Here is a 17,779-nt window from a genome sequence, read left to right on the forward strand (position 1 = left end):
CCTTAATAATATATACCCCAAAATTTCAAAAACTATCTCCAAAAATGAAATAATTTTATATTCTTTTAAAAAACACGGAATATTTTATTTTATGGAAAATATAATTGAAATCATTTGATAAAAATGGTGTATAATGATATATAATACATCTTCATAAAGGGAGGAAAAACAATGGAAATACAATTTTTAGGAGCGGCTAAAGTCGTCACCGGCTCTAATATTTTAATCTCCACCGGTAAATACAAAATATTATTAGACTGTGGTTTGTTTCAAGGTAGCAAAGACTTAGAAGCTCTAAATTATGAAGATTTTCCCTTCAATCCTAAGGATATTGACTTTTTACTGCTAAGTCATACTCATATTGACCATAGCGGAAGAATTCCTAAATTAGTGAAGGATGGCTTTAAAGGCAAGATACTATGTACAAAAGCTACCAAAGATTTAGCAGAAATCATGTTGGTGGATAGTGGGCATATCCAAGAAAATGATGTAGAATGGGAAAATAGAAAGAGAAAGCGGGCAGGTAAAAAGCCTATTCAGCCTCTTTATACTGCCGAGGATGCTCAAAATAGCCTTCGGTACTTCGAATCCGCTCTTTATCAACAAAAAATTACTTTAAATGAAAATATTGCAGTGCGTTTTAGGGATGCTGGACATATACTAGGTTCATCCATTATAGAATTATGGATTACTGAAAAGGAAGATACAGTCAAAATTGTTTTTTCTGGAGATATTGGTATGAAAAATAAGCCGTTAATTCGAGACCCCGAAATTGTAGAGGAGGCAGACTATCTTATACTAGAATCTACCTATGGTAACCGTCTCCATGAAAATGCAGAAAAACGTATGGAAAAGTTGATAGGCATTATTAACGATACTGTATTGAGGGGCGGTACTGTCATTATTCCTTCCTTTGCAGTAGGTAGAACTCAAGAATTAATCTATGAGTTAAACAAATACTATGAGTACACAGAGGAATTAGAGACCTTTCTTAGAGTACCCATATATATTGATAGTCCAATGGCACTTTCTGCTACAGAAATTTTCAAGAAGAACGCCTATTGTTTTGATGAAGAAGCTAAAAAACTTATATTAGAAGGAGACAATCCTCTGGATTTTGATAACTTATATTTTGTTCGTGATCATGAGGAATCTATGCGTTTAAACGAAGTAAATTATCCTAAGGTGATCATTTCCGCAAGTGGAATGTGTACTGCCGGAAGAATTCGGCATCATCTAAAGCATAACCTATGGAAGGCAAATAACAGCGTTGTCTTTGTCGGTTATCAAGCTGAGGGTACCTTAGGCAGAATTCTAAAGGATGGAGTAAAAAAAGTAAAGCTTTTAGGAGAAGATATCGCAGTATTGGCAGAAATCCATAGTATTGAAGGTTTTTCTGGTCATGGAGATCAGCAGGATTTATTAAACTGGATTGGAGGATTCAAAAAAAAGCCTAAAAGAATTTTTCTAGTTCATGGTGAAGAAGATGCTTCCCATACTCTCTCCCAGCTAATCAATAATAAGTATCATGTTCCCACTACGATTCCAAATATGGGATACTCCTTCCAAGTGGAGGATGCAGTACTCAAGGCTTACTCAGGTGAAATATTAGAACCTATCCAACGAAAAGAAAACATAAAAAAAGAGCTGCAGCAGGTATATGATCAATTTGAAAACTTAGTAACAAAGTCCAATCGCCTAATGGACGACAAATTATTAAAGAAAGACTACGATCACTTAAAAAATAAGCTATTAGAGCTACAAAGAGAGCTTTTAGATCTTAGTATATTATTAGGAGATTGATAGCAGCGGGAAATCCCCTGCTATCATTATTTGTATAAAAAAAAGTAGGCATTTTCCCTACTTTATCATTAATGATTTTTCCACATTTCTAGTCTTTTTTCTCGGTTTTCCTTTAGTATCTTTTGAGTTTTTTCAGAATAAATATTTTTTTCCTTTGGTTGAGGGCTATAATTTAATAATAATTTTGATTTGTTTTCCTTTAACATAATAGCGCTCTCCTTTCAGATCAATTATATTTATATATAAATCATTATTTCTTCTCTTATATTTTACGATAATAATAACTATTTATTCTTTTAAATGTATATTAATTCATTTTCTTTAATTTTACTAATTTTTAAGATGAAAGTCAATGGTTTTTCTTATAATATCCGATAATATTGAATCCATACTATTTATTTTCAAAAAAAGTGTAGCACATTCTAACTAAGTTAGAATGTGCTATACTTTTTTGAAATTTCAACTAGTTAACTATTCTGCTTGTTCTAAAGCTTCAGTAATCGCCTCGATTAATCCATTACTTGTTCCTGTTGCACTGGAAACTGTATCAATATCTTCTGTAGATTGTTTTTCAAGCAATTGCTCCTTAATACCGTCAAAAGCTGCATCAGAAATACCAGTAGTTTCATCATGAGAAATTACATTTAGTTCTGCAATGTTTCCTCCTTCAATTACTACTTCTACCTCGATATCTCCACCAAAGCCTTTGCCTACTCCCGTATATGTGCCATTTTTATATGGTCCCTCTGGATCTTGGGCTGCACCTGTGTTTGAGCTGCAAGCAGCTAAAGCTAACATACTTAATACTAAAATAACAATCAAACTTTTTCTAACAACTTTCATCTAAAATCCTCCCCTTAAGTATTTAGTATAATTAATATTATGATCTAGTTATCTAATAACTATTATTAATTATACCCAATTATCTAAGAGTAATCAATTTATTAAAATATTCTAAAGGTTCCAATATAATCTAGCTACTTACAACTGTTAGCTCCGATTATACCTACCCCTAAAGCCTCTAATATTGTAGCTACTGTTTCTGGATCAGCTCCAGTTAAAGTTCTCATGTTCTCCTGAAAGGTCATGGAACAAATGATGAGTACATCACCGCGACCTTTGCCTCTTTAATATCCGACATGGTTTCAATATGAATTAAATCTATACCTGCTTCTATTAAAGCCTTTGTCTGTTGATAGAAAACCTCATAGGCTTCCTGAAAGGTTAATTCTCCTAACGGATATATAAATCATTTATATAATTATAATAAATAATAATTGGTATTTCAATAATTAAACAAATCATTACTCATTATTTTTAGTAAGAAAAAAGCAGCATAATAGCTGCTTTTTTTATATATTTTATGAATTGTGTCAATACTCTATCATTAAATTCTTTCATTCCAAAAATCAGGCATCAGTAAAATAAATATTGTATATAATTCTAATCTTCCAAACAGCATCATAAGAGAGAGTAATAGTTTACTAGGCACACTAAAAGCACTATAGGTCTGGGTAGGTCCTACGAAGTCAAAGCCAGGACCAATATTCCCTAGTGTTGCAGCAACAGAACTAATAGAACTAACTAAGCCAATCCCCTCTAGAGAAATCAATAGAGAACCCATTACTAAAAGCAATAAATATAAAAAGAAAAAACTAGACACACCAGCAATAACGTCTGGCGAGATCATTTTACCGTTAATTCGTACAGGGACTACAGCTCTAGGATGTAGTATTTTAGAAATCTCTCTTATAACAAGTTTTAACAGAATAAGTAGTCGGATAACTTTTATTGAACCTCCTGTAGATCCTGCACAACCTCCAACAAACATTAAAAAGAATAGAACTCCTTGACTAAAGTGGGTCCATTCCTCATAATTTGTGGTAGCATAACCAGTGGTTGTAATAATGGAAGCTGTCTGAAATAAAGCTTGTTTAAAGGTTTCAAAAAAAGTTACATATACTTTTCCATATAAATTAAAGGTAATTAATAGAACACTTAATGCAATAATAGATAAATATAGCCTGAGCTCAGAATTCTTAAATATCTCTTTCCAATTTCTTTTATATAATTCATAGTACAGAGAAAAATTCACGCCTGATGCAATCATAAAAATAGAAATCACTATTACCACATAGCTACTTCTATAGGCACCTATGCTGTTGTTATAGATAGAGAATCCTCCAGTTCCTACAGTTCCAAAGGTATGAATGGCTGCCTCATACAAAGATAATCTACCGAACAATAACATAATGATTTGTAGCAAGGTAATGCCTACATATGCGGTGTATAGAATCGTTGCAGTTTTACGCATTCTAGGCACCAGCTTGTCCGATACAGGACCGGGGCTCTCCGCCTTGAATATCTGGAACCCTCCAACCCCTATAGCGGGCAAAACAGCTAAGGTTAAAACTAGAATTCCCATTCCTCCTAGCCAGTGGGTAAAGGACCTCCAGAACAAAATACTTCGAGGCAACACTTCTATATTATCAATAATAGTAGCACCTGTTGTAGTGAGCCCAGATACTGTTTCAAAAAAAGCATCTATTATTGAAGGGATACTCCCATCCAACACAAAGGGTAGAGCACCAAAAAAGGAAACAAAAACCCAGCCACTGGCAACAATTACTAAGCCTTCCTTTGACCTAATTTTTTTTGAAACGTGGGGGATTTTGGCCATCATTCCCCCTAGAATGATCAAAAGAAGAATCGTATATATGAAAGCTAGAGCGCTGTTTTCCCTATAGTAAAAAGCCACACCCAAAGGCAGCAGCAAAGCAGCAGCTTCAAACAGAAGTAGATTTCCCAAAACCTTTATAACTATTCCATAGTTCATTGATTAGTCCTCCTTTAGCCCTATAGAAATATTTCTCCAGTGAAGCTACTTCAGATTGAAGGCAAAACACAATTACTCTGTCACCCGCATGAATAATAGAATCCCCATCAGGAATGATTACTTTATTTTCATGGAGAATTGATCCAATAATGATACCCTTAGGCAATCCTAATTGGGAAAGCTTCTTTCCAACAATTTTTGATTCATTATGAGCAATGATTTCTAGTACCTCTGCTTTTCCTCCTAATAATAGAGAAATAGATACCACTCTTCCTCCTTGAATAAACCTTAGAATGTCGCTGGCAGTAATCAAAATAGGATTAACAGCAGTATCAATTCCCAATTGCTCTATGATAGGTATATAATTTGAACGACTAACTTTAGCAACAACCTTATCAACTCCACATTGTTTAGCTAACAAAGAAATCAACAAATTTTCTTCATCAAATCCAGTAAGGGATACTAAAGCATCCATATCACTAATATTTTCTGAAGTCAGAAGATTGATATCAGTGCCGTCTCCATGAATTACTAAACCACCTTTTAGATTCTCTGCTAGGTATTTGCATCTTTCTTTATCTTGTTCAATGATTTTTATATCTACTCCATTATGAAGAAGTTTATTAGCAAGGTAATAGGTAGATCTCCCTCCCCCTAGAATTAAAACCTTTCTGACATTTCTCCTGCTAATAGGAGAATCGTAGTTTTTGGAAAACTCCTTTATACTTTCCTTTTGCCCCATTAAATGAATGGTATCGGTAGATAGGATTTCCGTATCCCCATAGGGAATGATTACCTCTCCATTTCTAGAAATTGCTACTACTAATAATGGTTCTGTCATACCTAATTCTCTAATCTTTTTTCCTGCTATTCCCGTCAAATTTTGCACCCTAAAATCCGCCATGCCTATTTTACCCTTTGCAAAATCTTCCATATAAACAGCTTGGCTCTTTAGTAAATATTTCGCTATTTCCTTAGCAGTTGCCAATTCAGGGTTAACAATATAATCAATCTCCATAGTGGATCTAATAAATTCCACTTGATTTGCATATTCAGGATTGCGAATACGAGCTATTACCTTTTTACATCCCTTCTTTTTCGCAATAATACTTACTAAGATATTGGTTTCATCACTACCAGTAACAGCAACAACTAAGTCACAACTACTAATGTGCAATTGCTCCAATGTATGAAGCTGAGTACCATTAGCTTTAATCGTCAATACATCTAAATTATCATGGATTCTTTCTAGAGTATTGCTGTCAATATCAATTACAACAACATCGTTGTCCTCTTGGGATAGAGATTCTGCTAGTTTATAACCTAGCTTTCCTCCTCCTACAATAATAGTACGCATTATTTTCTTCCTCTCTAAACATATTAGGCTACATTACAAAACATATTTTTCTCTAATTTATCCACAAAATAGATACTTAGGGAATCGTTATGCTAGTTACTATTTATAGATGCAAATCGTAACCATTAGCCCATTCATTTAAAAACATGCCTTTTAGAAACAGTGAATTTCCGTTATGATGTTGCTCTATGACAAATAAAACCTCTTGATTTAATTGGGTATATTTACTTGCATCTGTCCCTGATATAAAAATCATCATGTCATCAACAACAATATACTGTCCACTACACTTTGGGTTCGTTCTAACCTGATAATTATTATGGAGACGCTGATGATTCCGAAGCCAGTTAACAAACTTAAAATCATGCAGATTGGGAATAATAATTTTGAAGGAAATTGTATTTTCCATTTGAAAAGCTTTCTGTGAAACAATGTCAATTATTTCTTTATCAACAATACCATAAAAAAATATTTCCTGTAAAGAAGTCTTTTCCTGTAAATAATTAAGTACTTCTTCTTTTAGTATTTTTTTACCTTTTATCAGTTTCATCTACATCTCCCCTTTGGGAATTTTTCATTTAGTCTATTCTATCATAAAACCTTCAATCATGGGAATAATTTTGGATCACCTATTTTGAAATATGACTAGGTGATCCACTATTAGTTCTCCCTAAGGTTCTCTGTCTTCTAAATACTGATCCCTTGCCAGCTGTAGTTCATTATAGGTATCTACACCTACAATACCATCTGCAACTATATTGAAATCCCTTTGAAAGTTTCTCACAGCCTCTGCCGTAGCTTCATCATAGATCCCATCGATTTCTCCCTCATAATAACCTAATTCCGTTAAAATAACCTTTACTTCAAATACATCGGGGCCTGGCTCCACGCCAATGTCTAATATTCTACCTGAAAACACTTCTCCTGTTATCTTTACAGGTGTACCTAAAGGAACAATGTCATAAAGCTCGTTAACATCCTCATTAAACATTCTAACACATCCATGACTAGCTGCTGTTCCTATGGATTCTGGCGCATCTGTACCATGGATACCATAGCCCCCCCAGGGCACATTGATCCGCATCCATCGAGTACCGAAAGGGCCTCCAGGATTTCGAGTTTTTTGAATGATTTGCCATTCACCTGCTGGTGTAGGGGTTGAAGGTTTTCCAACTGCAACTGGATAAGTATTTATGGTTTCCGTATATTGCTTTAGGGTCAATATTTTTCTGTCTAAATCTATCTCTATCGTATAACCCTCTGGTGGTGTTGGAAACTGTACCGTTGGATCTAACCCTATTGCATTCCATGTATCTGGTCCAACAATACCATCTGGATTTAATCCATAATCTGTTTGAAAAGCTCTAACTGCTTCATACACTTCCTCATCGTATATACCATCTGATTCGCCTTCATAAAAACCTAATGTAATCAATCTCTCCTGTACATGCATTACATCTGGACCAACCATATAGGGATCTAAAAGTCTCAAATATCTACTGGCTATTCTCATACCACATACCTCCTTACTCTATAATACGTCAGGATTTCCTAAAGTTGACAGTAGTAGCATATTTATGTTGCAATGCTTATGATATAGCAAATAGCAGGAACTATATTTTCTCATAGTCATAAAAGATTAATAATTTCTATTGTTATATAACGATTATTGTTCCTCGCGGCTTTTCTGTCTTCTGCAATTAAGTGGTGATTTTCATTTAGTATATTGCCCATATTTCTGATTTAGTCATCTAATTGGCAGTATCTATTCCGTCTTTGATGTGCTTTACTTTTCAGTTTGTACTTGTTATAATAGTTGATATTGAAAGGAAGGTGGCCATGATTAACAAAATTTTCAGACATAAAATTAGGATAGCTTTACTTTTTGTTGTTTTATCCTTAGTGCTTACAGCTTGTGGAGCAAGGGCACCTAAATTAGTTAAAGAAAATCAGTTTGTTTTAGGTACCTTTGGTCAAATACAGGCCTATAGTACCTCCTCTAAAAAAGGAAATGAAACAGTTACCATGGCCTATCAACGTATTCACGAAATAGAAAACATTATGAGTACTTCTGTGGTAGGCAGTGATGTATATAATATCAATCAAAATGCAGGCATTCAATCTGTGGAGATTTCCCAGGAAACTTTAGAAGTTATAAAAAAAGGATTAAAATACTATGAATTAACTAACGGTGCTTTTAATATTGGATTAGGAAGATTATCCAAGCTATGGGGGCTTAATGTGGCATCTAGTAGTGAAGGTCCTTCTCGAATCCCAACGAATGAGGAAATAGTGAAGGCTCTTCAACATATTGACTTGAATCGTTTAGAAATTAACGGTTCAAAGGTTTTTATTAAAGACTCAGAAATGACCATAGATTTAGGGGGAATTGCTAAGGGTTATGCTGTTGACGAGGCTGTAAACACCTTAAAAAAGGCTGGAATAGAAAGTGGCTTTGTTAATCTGGGAGGCGATATCTATGTCCTAGGACCGAAACCCGATGGTACCTCTTGGAAAATGGGAATACAGACTCCAGAGTATGGAACAACTAGTGTTATTGCTAGAGTTGAATTAACCAATCGTTCTATAGTAACCTCAGGAGATTATCAAAAATTTGTTATTGATGAAGAAAATAACAAATCCTATCATCATATTTTAGATCCTACAACAGGATATCCTGCCGATAATGAATTAACTAGTGTAACGATAATATCTAACACATCTATAGAAGGAGACGTCTATTCAACAGCCACCTTCGTTATGGGCCTTGAGGAAGGACTTCGTTTTGTTGAAAATCTTGAGGATGTAGAAGGAATCTTTGTAACAAAAGATAAAACCATGCATGCTACTTCTGGCATAAAAAATGAAATTGAAATATTAGACCAATCCTATAAATTAGCTGAATAGCTACAGACAAAAGCCACAGTTGAGTAATCATTCTCTCCTGCGGCTTTTTTTTGTGTATTAAAATTAAAGTATATCAACGTATATTTATAAAATATCCACATCCGCCTTCAATTGATAAATAACATCCTTTCTTTCAATAATAATTTTAATCTTTTCCATTAAATCTTGGTTTTCCTTTATTCTTAATATCAATTCTCTGGCTGGATTAATAGCTATGGGATTACCAACCATCTTTAACATAGAAAAATCTCCATTGGTGTCCCCATAAGAATAGCTTTTTTCCAAATCAATATCATATTTATCGACTAATTCTAAAATAGCCTTTTGTTTGCTATCAGAATCCCACATCTGTAGTAATTCTCCAGTAAAGTTATTCTTTTCATCCACTTGATATTGGGTGCCTCTGTAATCAGTTATATTATATTTTTCAGCCATTTTCGCCACTAAATAGTCGGGACTACCAGATATAAATATCACCTTATGTCCCTGTTTTTTATGCCACTCAATTCGGTCTCTTGTAAATCGATATACTCTATCTCCTTTTATATTAATTACTTGATTGGTTATAAATTCAATATGCTGTTTATTTTGTCCTTTCATAGAATTAATATATATCTCTGCTACTTCTAGGAGATAATCTTCATAGTTCCCCTGTCTTTTATCCCAATCATGAAATGTCTTTTTTGCTAAATTATGCCAAATAGCTGGATCTATAATCTCATACTTTATTAATCGTTTAAAATGCTCTACCATTAAAGAATCTCTATAAAGCGTTCCATCCACATCAAAAAATGCACTAATACTTTTCAATCGTATCCCCTTCTCTCCAAAATCATCATTTAGTTCATATATACCCAAAATGATACTTTAATCTATATATTAATATAATATTAATATAATAAAAAGCATAACAGAATATTACAAAGAACTCAATATCTGGTTGCATATATATAGCCCCTAAATTAAGGGGCTAACATTTCCGATTCCGTCAGCTATAGGCATATCAACTATGTCTATCGGTGGTATATCTATTCTCTTTTTAAAAGCTTCCACTGCTTCAACAAGAGGATAATAGTTTTCGTAAAATACGATAATGATGTCTTCTGCCTCAGCATTTTCCATAGCCTTATTTAATGCAGCCACTTCACATAGTTCTACCTCGATGCAGCTGTCATTTAATCCTCCAAGACTACATCCTTTCTTTAATAAATCTGCCACTTCCCCTGCTTTTCTTCCTCTTAAATCTTTATCTTCTTTAATATAACTAAAGTCAAAGAACTTTCCAGAGATTTCTCCAACCTTTAAAATGCTTAAATCGGTTCTATCACCCGGTACGCCGATTACACCGATTAACCGATTCCCTTTGATTTTTTTTAGACCCTCTAGTACCTTAGCATAACCATCAATATTATGTCCATAGTCGATAATTACTTTAAAATTTTTCACATCAAATACATTAAATCTACCTGGATTGTTAATGGTATCTGTATAAAATTGACTGAGTGCTTGACGAATTGTTTTTATTTCTACTCCATATCCATGGGCTCCTGCAACAGCTGCCATACTATTCTCTATATTATGCTCCAGTACTCCACCAAAGGTAGCTGGAATCTCCTGTGCTCCAATAACTGGAACCTCTTTCTCGCCATCAAAAATATAAAGGGTTTTTTCTTTTACATAAACAGCTTTTCCACCAGAAATCATATGTTTTGTAACAATCTCGTTCCTTGGATTTTTTGTAAAATAAATGATATTACATTTTACTCTTTCTGCTATTATGTTCACATACCGATCATCTGCATTTAATATGGCATAACCATCTTTTTTAACTGCTTCAACAACAAGAGCCTTCACTTCAGCCATTTCTTCTAAAGTGTTGATCCCATCTATTCCTAAGTGATCATCACTTATATTTGTGACAATACCTATATCTGCTATTTCATAGCCAAGTCCTCTATTAACAATACCGCCCCTAGCAGTTTCCAGTACTGCTGCCTCAGTTCTTTTATCCATTAATATAGCCTGTGCACTTTTCGGACCAGTTGTATCACCTTTTATGATTTCCTCATCCTGTATATATACGCCTCCAGTAGTAGTCATTCCTACCACGAATCCACTTTCCTTTAAAATTTTAGCTATCATTCTAGTTGTTGTAGTTTTCCCATTCGTTCCCGTAATAGAAATAATAGGTATAGAATGCTGACTTCCTTCGGGGAATAGTGAGTTTACAATTGCACTAGCCACATTTCTGCTTTTCCCTTTAGATGGATAGTGATGCATTCTAATCCCAGGACAAGCATTTACTTCTATAACTGCTCCCCCTTCTTTCAATATAGATTCGCTTATACTATTCGTAGTTATATCTACTCCTGCAACATCTAATCCAATGGCTCTAGCTGCATTAACCGCTAATCTAGCATTATCAGGATGTATTTCATCTGTAACATCTATGGCAATGCCTCCAGTACTTAAATTATCATTCTCTCTTAAATAGACAACTTCATCTTCTTCAGGAATATCCTCTAGCCTCCTACTAGTTTTGTTTAGTAGTTGCATCATCACATCATCTATTTTCATCTTTGTAAGTGGTTTTTCATGTCCTTCTCCCCGCAGAGGATTTTGATTCTCTATATCAATCAATTCCTTAATGGTATTTCTTCCATTACCAATAACATGGGCTGCAATTCGTTCTGAAACAGCAACCACCTTCTCAGCTACTACTGCCACACGATAATGTCTTCCAGGAATAAATTTTTCTACCAATACACGCTTATTGTACTTTTTAGCAATGATAAAAGCTCTCCTTATATCCTTTAATGTTCTTAAATTTAAAGATACCCCTTTTCCTTGATTTCCATTATATGGTTTGATGGCTATAGGAAGGCCAATGTCTTTTATAACATTTTTTACATCTTGATATTTTTCCACAGCTCTACCCTCTGGTACTGGTATACCGTGTATTTTTAAAATACTGTTAGTTAATTCCTTATCTCCAGCAGTATCAGCAGCTATACAATTTGTAGCATCTGTGATGGTTGCTTGTATTTTTTTTGCATACTTACCATACCCCAGCTGCAATAAACTATCTCCTCCAATTCTCATCACAGGAATCTTTCTTTGTCGAGCTTCTGCCACTATGGCGGAAGTACTCGGTCCTAATTCATCACTTATAATAAGCCTTCTTATTTTTTCAATTCGTTCTTGTAAATTGATACAATCATTATAGAGTAAGCACTGTATAATCTCAAAAGCTAGCTTAGCTGACTCTAGACCAGCAATCTCATTAGCATAACCATAGACAATATAATACACGGTATCATTCTCTAAATACCTTGCTTTTCCAAAATTAATATCATATCCTAGTATTTTTTGAATTTCCAATGTTATATGCTCCATTACATGGGCAAGATAAGTACCTCTTTCAAGCCTTTTTATAAATCCTCCTTCAGTGGCAATACTACATTTATGTTGCTTTAGACCTGGTAATAGGGTTACGAGCTCTTCGTTAAAATTCTTTATATCACAAGTAGGTATATCCACATACTTTTCTAGATCTACGTCCACTCTTATTACAGGAAAATGAGCGTATACGTTTCTACTGGGAAATACCTTTGTTCTCACCAGATTCATTTACGATCCTCCTCTATATCCTTCGTCTCTTCCTCTATGATGCTAGCCCTTCTATTTATTAAATTGAATTTATACCCTGTAGGCAAAATATGAACATTTACATTTGTTATTGCTAAAGGTTCATCAGGATATTGTTCAGAAATATTTGTGAATCCAATATTTTTACCATCTACTATTGTTATTACACCGGAACCAATAACTCGTATTTGATTTTCTTTATTTACTATTATTGCAGTATCTTCATCGATACCTATTCCTAATGTATAGGGGTTCTGTGCTACTGCTCCTAACAATCTACCGATTCTTCCCCGTTGATTAAAATGTTGATCGATAATGACTCCTTTTAAGAAACCCATTCCTGGTGCCATTTTAACAGTACATTTTCTAGGAGCGTCCTCTTCATCCCCCTCTACTACCATGACCTCACTCATCATAGAAGCTCCTGCACTTGTACCTGCTATAATTAAACCTTCTTCTAATTTGTCTTGTATATAATGATGAAACTCTGTACCTCCTAATATACTGGAAATCCTCAGTTGATCTCCTCCTACAAAAAAAACACAGTCTATATCCTTTAGACTTCTAATAATCTGTTTCTGATTTGCTTCTTTTCTGCTGGCAATGTTAATCGTATCTACTCTATTTACACCTAAATCGTAGAATATTCTCCTATATTCTTCTCCTACCTCTAAGGGATAGCTTGTGGCAGTTGTAACAACCAACATATTAGCTCTATCTTTACCTGACAAATAGACAACTTCCTTCAAAATTTTTTTATCTGCCCGCTTATCTTCACCACCACCGATAATTATTAATTGTGTTTTCCCTTCCTTTTCCATATTGAACCCCTTCCAATTAAACTATTTTTATTTTATCCCTTAAGATTTTAAATATACAACTTTATTATTATGCTCATAACATTTTCTAATATTTTCTATATTTTGCGTATAAAAAAAGAATAAAAGCTTTGCTAAAAAGCTTTTATCCTTTTTTATTTTAACATCACTATAGGATATCTTTTTATCTTTTAGTCTTTACTTTATCTAGTACCGCCATAGCAATATTGGAAGCATGATCGGCTATTCTCTCAAGATTACTGATTATATCTAGAAAGATTACGCCAGAGGCTGGAACACACATTTGATTATTTAATCTTTCAATATGGTTAGCCCTTAGAGTTCTTTCTAAAACATCTACCTGTCCCTCTGCTTCGATTACCTTCATAGCCAAGCTAGCATCTAGGTTTTTCAAAGCGGTTAAGGCGTTTTTATAAGCCTTTAATGTTATCGTTGCAATTTCATTGATTTCTTCAATAGCATTGTCAGAGAAATTCAGCTGATTATCTATCTTATATTCCGCTAATTCAGCTATATTTTCCGCATGATCTCCTACCCTTTCAATATCGTTAATAGTATTAAATAAACCATTAACAGTTTCTCTGTTATCCAAGGAAATATTAGTATTAGATAATTTCACCAAATAACCTGACATTTCCCGTTCTAATTCATTTACCACTTTTTCCAGTTTAAAGGTTTCATCAATTTTCTTCTGATTGCCCTCAATAAATCCTTCCAGAGCACTTTCTAAAGACGTCCTTGCCACATTCCCCATATGCAACGTTTCTCTTATAACAGTAACAGTGGCAATAGATGGTGTTTCCAAAATACGATTATCTATATATTTTATACCGTGTGTAGACTCCTCTTCTCCCGGTACAATTTTTTTTGCTAATTTAACTAAAATCCCTGCAAAAGGTAATAATATTAATGTGTTAGTAATATTAAATAGTGTATGGGCATTAGCAATTTGTCTTGGTATGCTATCAGAATTTAAATAAGTAATAATCCTATAGGTGGGCCCTTGTAGAAAGGATATAAAGATTACCGTTCCAATCAGGTTGAAAAGGAAATGGAATGCTGCCGCTCTTTTAGCGGTATTATTAGCACCTATACTGGATAACATAGCAGTTACAGTAGTTCCCATATTGATACCAAATAAAATAGGTAGTCCAGATGTAATGGGAATCAGTCCCTCCATCGCTAAGGCTAGCAAAATACCTGTGGAGGCTGTACTACTTTGGACTGCTACGGTGATAGCAAAGCCAGCCAATATTCCAAGGAATCGATGTTCTCCAAAACTCACTAGCATTTCTCTAAATGGCTCATATTCTCTCAAAGGTCTTAAAGCGTCTCCCATGAATTCCATACCAATAAACAGTATACCAAAGCCTATAAATGCTTCCGCCAACTGTTTTGTTTTTCTGTTTTTGGTAAATAGCCAAATACCAACAGCAATTCCTACAATAATCGGTGCATATCTTTCAACTTTAAACGTAATAATCTGAGCTGTAATAGTTGTCCCAATATTCGCCCCCATAATGACTCCTACTGCTTGGGTCAGTTGCATCATACCTGCGTTTACAAATCCTACCACCATAACGGTTGATGCACTACTGCTTTGTACAATAGCGGTAACTACTGCTCCTACAATTACCGCCATAAATCGATTGGTGGTTAACATACCTATAATGGACTTTAATTTATCGCCAGCTGCTTTTTGTAATCCCGTACTCATAACATTCATACCGTATAAGAATAAACCTAACCCACCCAGTAGCCCAAATAAGATTTCCATTAATATCCTCCCTTTTCTTCTTCTGTAAAATAAGTTTACACCTTATGTTATACACACATGAGGAAATAATATACCATTCCTATTGATTTCGTGTTAAAGAAATGTTAAATCCATGTTAAATCTTTTAACATGAAATTAATGTATACTTTACACAATTCTCGTTTGATATTATATCAAATGTCAGAAATGAATGCTACAAAAAGAAAAAATACAAGAAAAAAGAAGCTAAAAAAGCTCCTGATTTTTATGTTTATTTCCACAACAGTAAGGATCTAGATGTACAATAACATCTTCTACATTTTTCACTTCAGTTCTTATAATATCCTCCACTTCCTCCGTTACGGTATGACCGTCATAAATATCCATGTCTGGATCTACACTTACCCTTACATCAACAAATACCTTTGATCCATGTCTTCTAGTACGAATATCATTAATTTCATATATCTTCCTTTGCTTCAATATTAGGTCCTTTAGTTTTTCCAATTCCTCTAGGTGGATAGATACATCAATTAACTGTTGAAAGCATTCCTTGAAAATCTCAAATCCCACCTTAATTACTATTAAAGAAACAATTACCCCTGCTATAGGATCTAAAATATAATATCCCATCTTTGCGCCACCAATACCAATAAAAGCAGCTACAGAAGATAATGCATCAGAACGATGATGCCATGCATCTGCAATTAATGCGCCACTGTTCATCTCTTTTCCAGTTTTGTAGGTGATTTGATATTGAAATTCCTTTATAGCAATGGAAGCTAGGGCCATAAATAAAGCTGCCATACCTGGAGCTACAAATTCTTTATTTATAACTGAAAGAATAGTACTTAATCCAATTTTTGTTCCTGTATATAGCAGTGCTATTGCCAAAAGAAAGGTTACAATTGTTTCAACTCTTTCATGACCGTATTGATGTTCTTCATCCCTTGGTTTTCTAGCAATAGCCATACCTATAATAACTCCAATAGAAGTTATCACATCAGAAGCAGAGTGTAATCCATCTGCCAATAAAGCTTTACTATTAGCAAGATATCCTGCCATCAGTTTTCCTACTACCAAAACAACATTTATAAGAATGGTAATGATAATAATTCTATTCATCTTGTTTGCAAAAAAAGATTTCTTCGGGTCTACCTTCATAATGACGCCCCCTAATTATCAATTGAAATTATATTATCATTATATTCTTAATGTGTGTTTTTGTAAACCCTTTATTATACGATATTTATTATGATATTAGATTAAATATCATTTTCAATTGATATTTAATTTTCTAAGTTTTTTGCTAAAGCTACTGCAGTTTTTGCAAGTACTGTTAGGGGATCAATCAAAGGAATGTCCATATCTTTTGCTGATAGCACCAAGCCAACTTCTGTACAACCAGCAATAATTCCCTCTGCACCTTCTTTTTTTAGTGCTTCTATAACCTTACAAAATCTCTCCACTACCTGATATGATGTATTACCAACCTTGATACCATTCACTCCATAAATCGTATCCATCACTACCTTCTCCTGTAGCTCCTTGTCTGGAATGATAATTTTTTTATTTTCCATAGCATCTTGAAAGAGTTTTGTAGAAATGGTACCAGAAGTAGCTAATAATCCTATTTTTTTCATAGCTGGATAGGTATTATCGATATATTTATTGGTCTGTACTAATCCATTTATAATAGGAATATCGATAGCCCTCTCTATTTCCTTAATAAAAAAATGAGCTGTCATACAGGGGATAATAAGAAAATCCGCACCAGCCTTTTGTAAGTTCTTAGCAGTAGCTATCATTTCATTTACAGGGCTTGCCCCTTCACCCACTATAGCTTTAGTGCGATCTGGAATCTTAGGATTACTATCTATTATTACCCGAATATGCTCAGCGTCTATCTCTACTTTTGTATATTTGATAATTCTTCTAAAGACTTCACAGGTTGCTTCTGGGCCCATACCTCCCAATATACCTATTATTTTTTCCTGCATATCCCATACCTCCCAGCTAATATTATTTACATACTTTTAGAATTCCATATCCCTTGTCTTTTCTCCTTCACTTATGGAGAACTATATTTGTTTCTGGTAAATATAAGTTGTAAATTTCTAAAACATATTATACACTTTTTTTGAATTTTGTGGTATTCTAAATATAAACTTTTGCCTATAATATATAGGTGATGATAGTCATTACATAGTTTATTTAGGAAAAAGAATAATATTATTCAAGGAGGTGAAAACCTGGATTGTAGTTAAATTATACAGCCCAGGTAACTTATGACATTTAACAGAGTGAGAGAAATTGTCGGGGAACAATTGGGAGTCAGTGATGTAGAAGCTATTACTCCAGCTACTTCATTAATAGAAGATTTAGATGCTGACTCACTAGATGCTGTAGAGATTATTATGGCTATCGAGGATGAATTTAGTGTAGAGATTCCTGATGAAGAGGCTGAAGGCTTTAAAAACATCGGGGATATTGTTGAATACGTAAACGCTCACAAGTAAGCAACTAACCAAACCTTTTATTAAAACCACTTGATACGAAAACAAGTGGTTTTTTTATGTGACAAGTTTCCAAACGAAAGATTTTTCATATCCTATAACTAAAAGGAGTTAATT

16 protein-coding genes are annotated in these 17,779 nt (G+C 34.1%); 3 read left to right on the plus strand and 13 right to left on the minus strand.

The window, feature by feature from the left end:
* Positions 1 to 171 precede the first annotated feature (171 nt).
* Positions 172 to 1,803: an MBL fold metallo-hydrolase RNA specificity domain-containing protein gene (locus CHB72_RS02750; RefSeq protein WP_089281346.1), complete on the plus strand. Its 1,632-nt coding sequence runs from the start codon at positions 172 to 174 to the stop codon at positions 1,801 to 1,803.
* Positions 1,804 to 1,871: 68 nt separating this feature from the next.
* Here CHB72_RS02750 and CHB72_RS26235 read toward each other — a convergent pair whose 3' ends face one another.
* From CHB72_RS26235 to CHB72_RS02780, 7 genes are all read right to left on the minus strand, one after another.
* Positions 1,872 to 2,009 carry a hypothetical protein gene (locus CHB72_RS26235; protein WP_176431159.1) on the minus strand — a complete coding sequence of 46 codons (138 nt, stop codon included), beginning with the start codon at positions 2,007 to 2,009 and terminating at the stop codon, positions 1,872 to 1,874.
* Between the two features lie 265 nt (positions 2,010 to 2,274).
* On the minus strand, positions 2,275 to 2,646 hold the full coding sequence (locus tag CHB72_RS02755) for an FMN-binding protein (RefSeq protein ID WP_089281347.1): 372 nt from the start codon (positions 2,644 to 2,646) through the stop codon (positions 2,275 to 2,277).
* A 241-nt stretch (positions 2,647 to 2,887) separates the two neighbouring features.
* A complete protein-coding gene (locus CHB72_RS28190) occupies positions 2,888 to 3,049 on the minus strand; it encodes a homocysteine S-methyltransferase family protein (protein ID WP_089281511.1) in 162 nt (53 codons plus the stop codon).
* Positions 3,050 to 3,190: 141 nt separating this feature from the next.
* Positions 3,191 to 4,639 (minus strand): TrkH family potassium uptake protein, encoded by a 1,449-nt coding sequence (locus tag CHB72_RS02765; RefSeq protein WP_089281348.1) that lies wholly within the window; start codon positions 4,637 to 4,639, stop codon positions 3,191 to 3,193.
* On the minus strand, positions 4,590 to 5,996 hold the full coding sequence (gene trkA, locus CHB72_RS02770; protein ID WP_176431160.1) for a Trk system potassium transporter TrkA: 1,407 nt from the start codon (positions 5,994 to 5,996) through the stop codon (positions 4,590 to 4,592). The genes CHB72_RS02765 and trkA overlap by 50 nt, the downstream gene beginning before the upstream one ends.
* Before the next feature lie 103 nt (positions 5,997 to 6,099).
* The gene (locus tag CHB72_RS02775; RefSeq protein ID WP_089281350.1) at positions 6,100 to 6,546 is read right to left on the minus strand and encodes a hypothetical protein; all 447 of its coding nucleotides are present in this window, start codon (positions 6,544 to 6,546) and stop codon (positions 6,100 to 6,102) included.
* 120 nt (positions 6,547 to 6,666) lie between these two features.
* The gene (locus CHB72_RS02780) at positions 6,667 to 7,509 is read right to left on the minus strand and encodes a L,D-transpeptidase family protein (protein ID WP_089281351.1); all 843 of its coding nucleotides are present in this window, start codon (positions 7,507 to 7,509) and stop codon (positions 6,667 to 6,669) included.
* A gap of 326 nt (positions 7,510 to 7,835) precedes the next feature.
* Here CHB72_RS02780 and CHB72_RS02785 point away from each other — a divergent pair, with 326 nt between their 5' ends.
* Complete coding sequence (locus tag CHB72_RS02785) at positions 7,836 to 8,903, plus strand: FAD:protein FMN transferase (RefSeq protein ID WP_089281352.1); 1,068 nt, start codon at positions 7,836 to 7,838, stop codon at positions 8,901 to 8,903.
* An 84-nt stretch (positions 8,904 to 8,987) separates the two neighbouring features.
* Here the strand turns inward: CHB72_RS02785 and CHB72_RS02790 are convergent, their stop codons facing one another.
* From CHB72_RS02790 to cuyB, 6 genes are all read right to left on the minus strand, one after another.
* The gene (locus CHB72_RS02790) at positions 8,988 to 9,713 is read right to left on the minus strand and encodes an HAD family hydrolase (protein WP_089281353.1); all 726 of its coding nucleotides are present in this window, start codon (positions 9,711 to 9,713) and stop codon (positions 8,988 to 8,990) included.
* A gap of 147 nt (positions 9,714 to 9,860) precedes the next feature.
* On the minus strand, positions 9,861 to 12,533 hold the full coding sequence (gene cphA, locus CHB72_RS02795) for a cyanophycin synthetase (protein ID WP_089281354.1): 2,673 nt from the start codon (positions 12,531 to 12,533) through the stop codon (positions 9,861 to 9,863).
* The gene (locus CHB72_RS02800; protein ID WP_089281355.1) at positions 12,530 to 13,372 is read right to left on the minus strand and encodes a cyanophycinase; all 843 of its coding nucleotides are present in this window, start codon (positions 13,370 to 13,372) and stop codon (positions 12,530 to 12,532) included. The genes cphA and CHB72_RS02800 overlap by 4 nt, the downstream gene beginning before the upstream one ends.
* A 181-nt stretch (positions 13,373 to 13,553) precedes the next feature.
* Positions 13,554 to 15,167, minus strand: a complete 1,614-nt coding sequence (locus tag CHB72_RS02805; RefSeq protein ID WP_089281356.1) for a Na/Pi cotransporter family protein — start codon at positions 15,165 to 15,167, stop codon at positions 13,554 to 13,556.
* A gap of 225 nt (positions 15,168 to 15,392) precedes the next feature.
* On the minus strand, positions 15,393 to 16,310 hold the full coding sequence (locus CHB72_RS02810; protein ID WP_242975013.1) for a cation diffusion facilitator family transporter: 918 nt from the start codon (positions 16,308 to 16,310) through the stop codon (positions 15,393 to 15,395).
* A gap of 125 nt (positions 16,311 to 16,435) precedes the next feature.
* Positions 16,436 to 17,146 carry a cysteate racemase gene (gene cuyB / locus CHB72_RS02815; protein ID WP_089281357.1) on the minus strand — a complete coding sequence of 237 codons (711 nt, stop codon included), beginning with the start codon at positions 17,144 to 17,146 and terminating at the stop codon, positions 16,436 to 16,438.
* A gap of 288 nt (positions 17,147 to 17,434) precedes the next feature.
* Between cuyB and acpP the strand changes: the two genes are divergently transcribed.
* Positions 17,435 to 17,665 carry an acyl carrier protein gene (gene acpP, locus CHB72_RS02820; protein ID WP_089281358.1) on the plus strand — a complete coding sequence of 77 codons (231 nt, stop codon included), beginning with the start codon at positions 17,435 to 17,437 and terminating at the stop codon, positions 17,663 to 17,665.
* Positions 17,666 to 17,779 lie beyond the last annotated feature (114 nt).

The organism is Anaerovirgula multivorans (assembly GCF_900188145.1).
Classification (GTDB): Bacteria; Bacillota; Clostridia; order Peptostreptococcales; family Natronincolaceae; genus Anaerovirgula; species Anaerovirgula multivorans.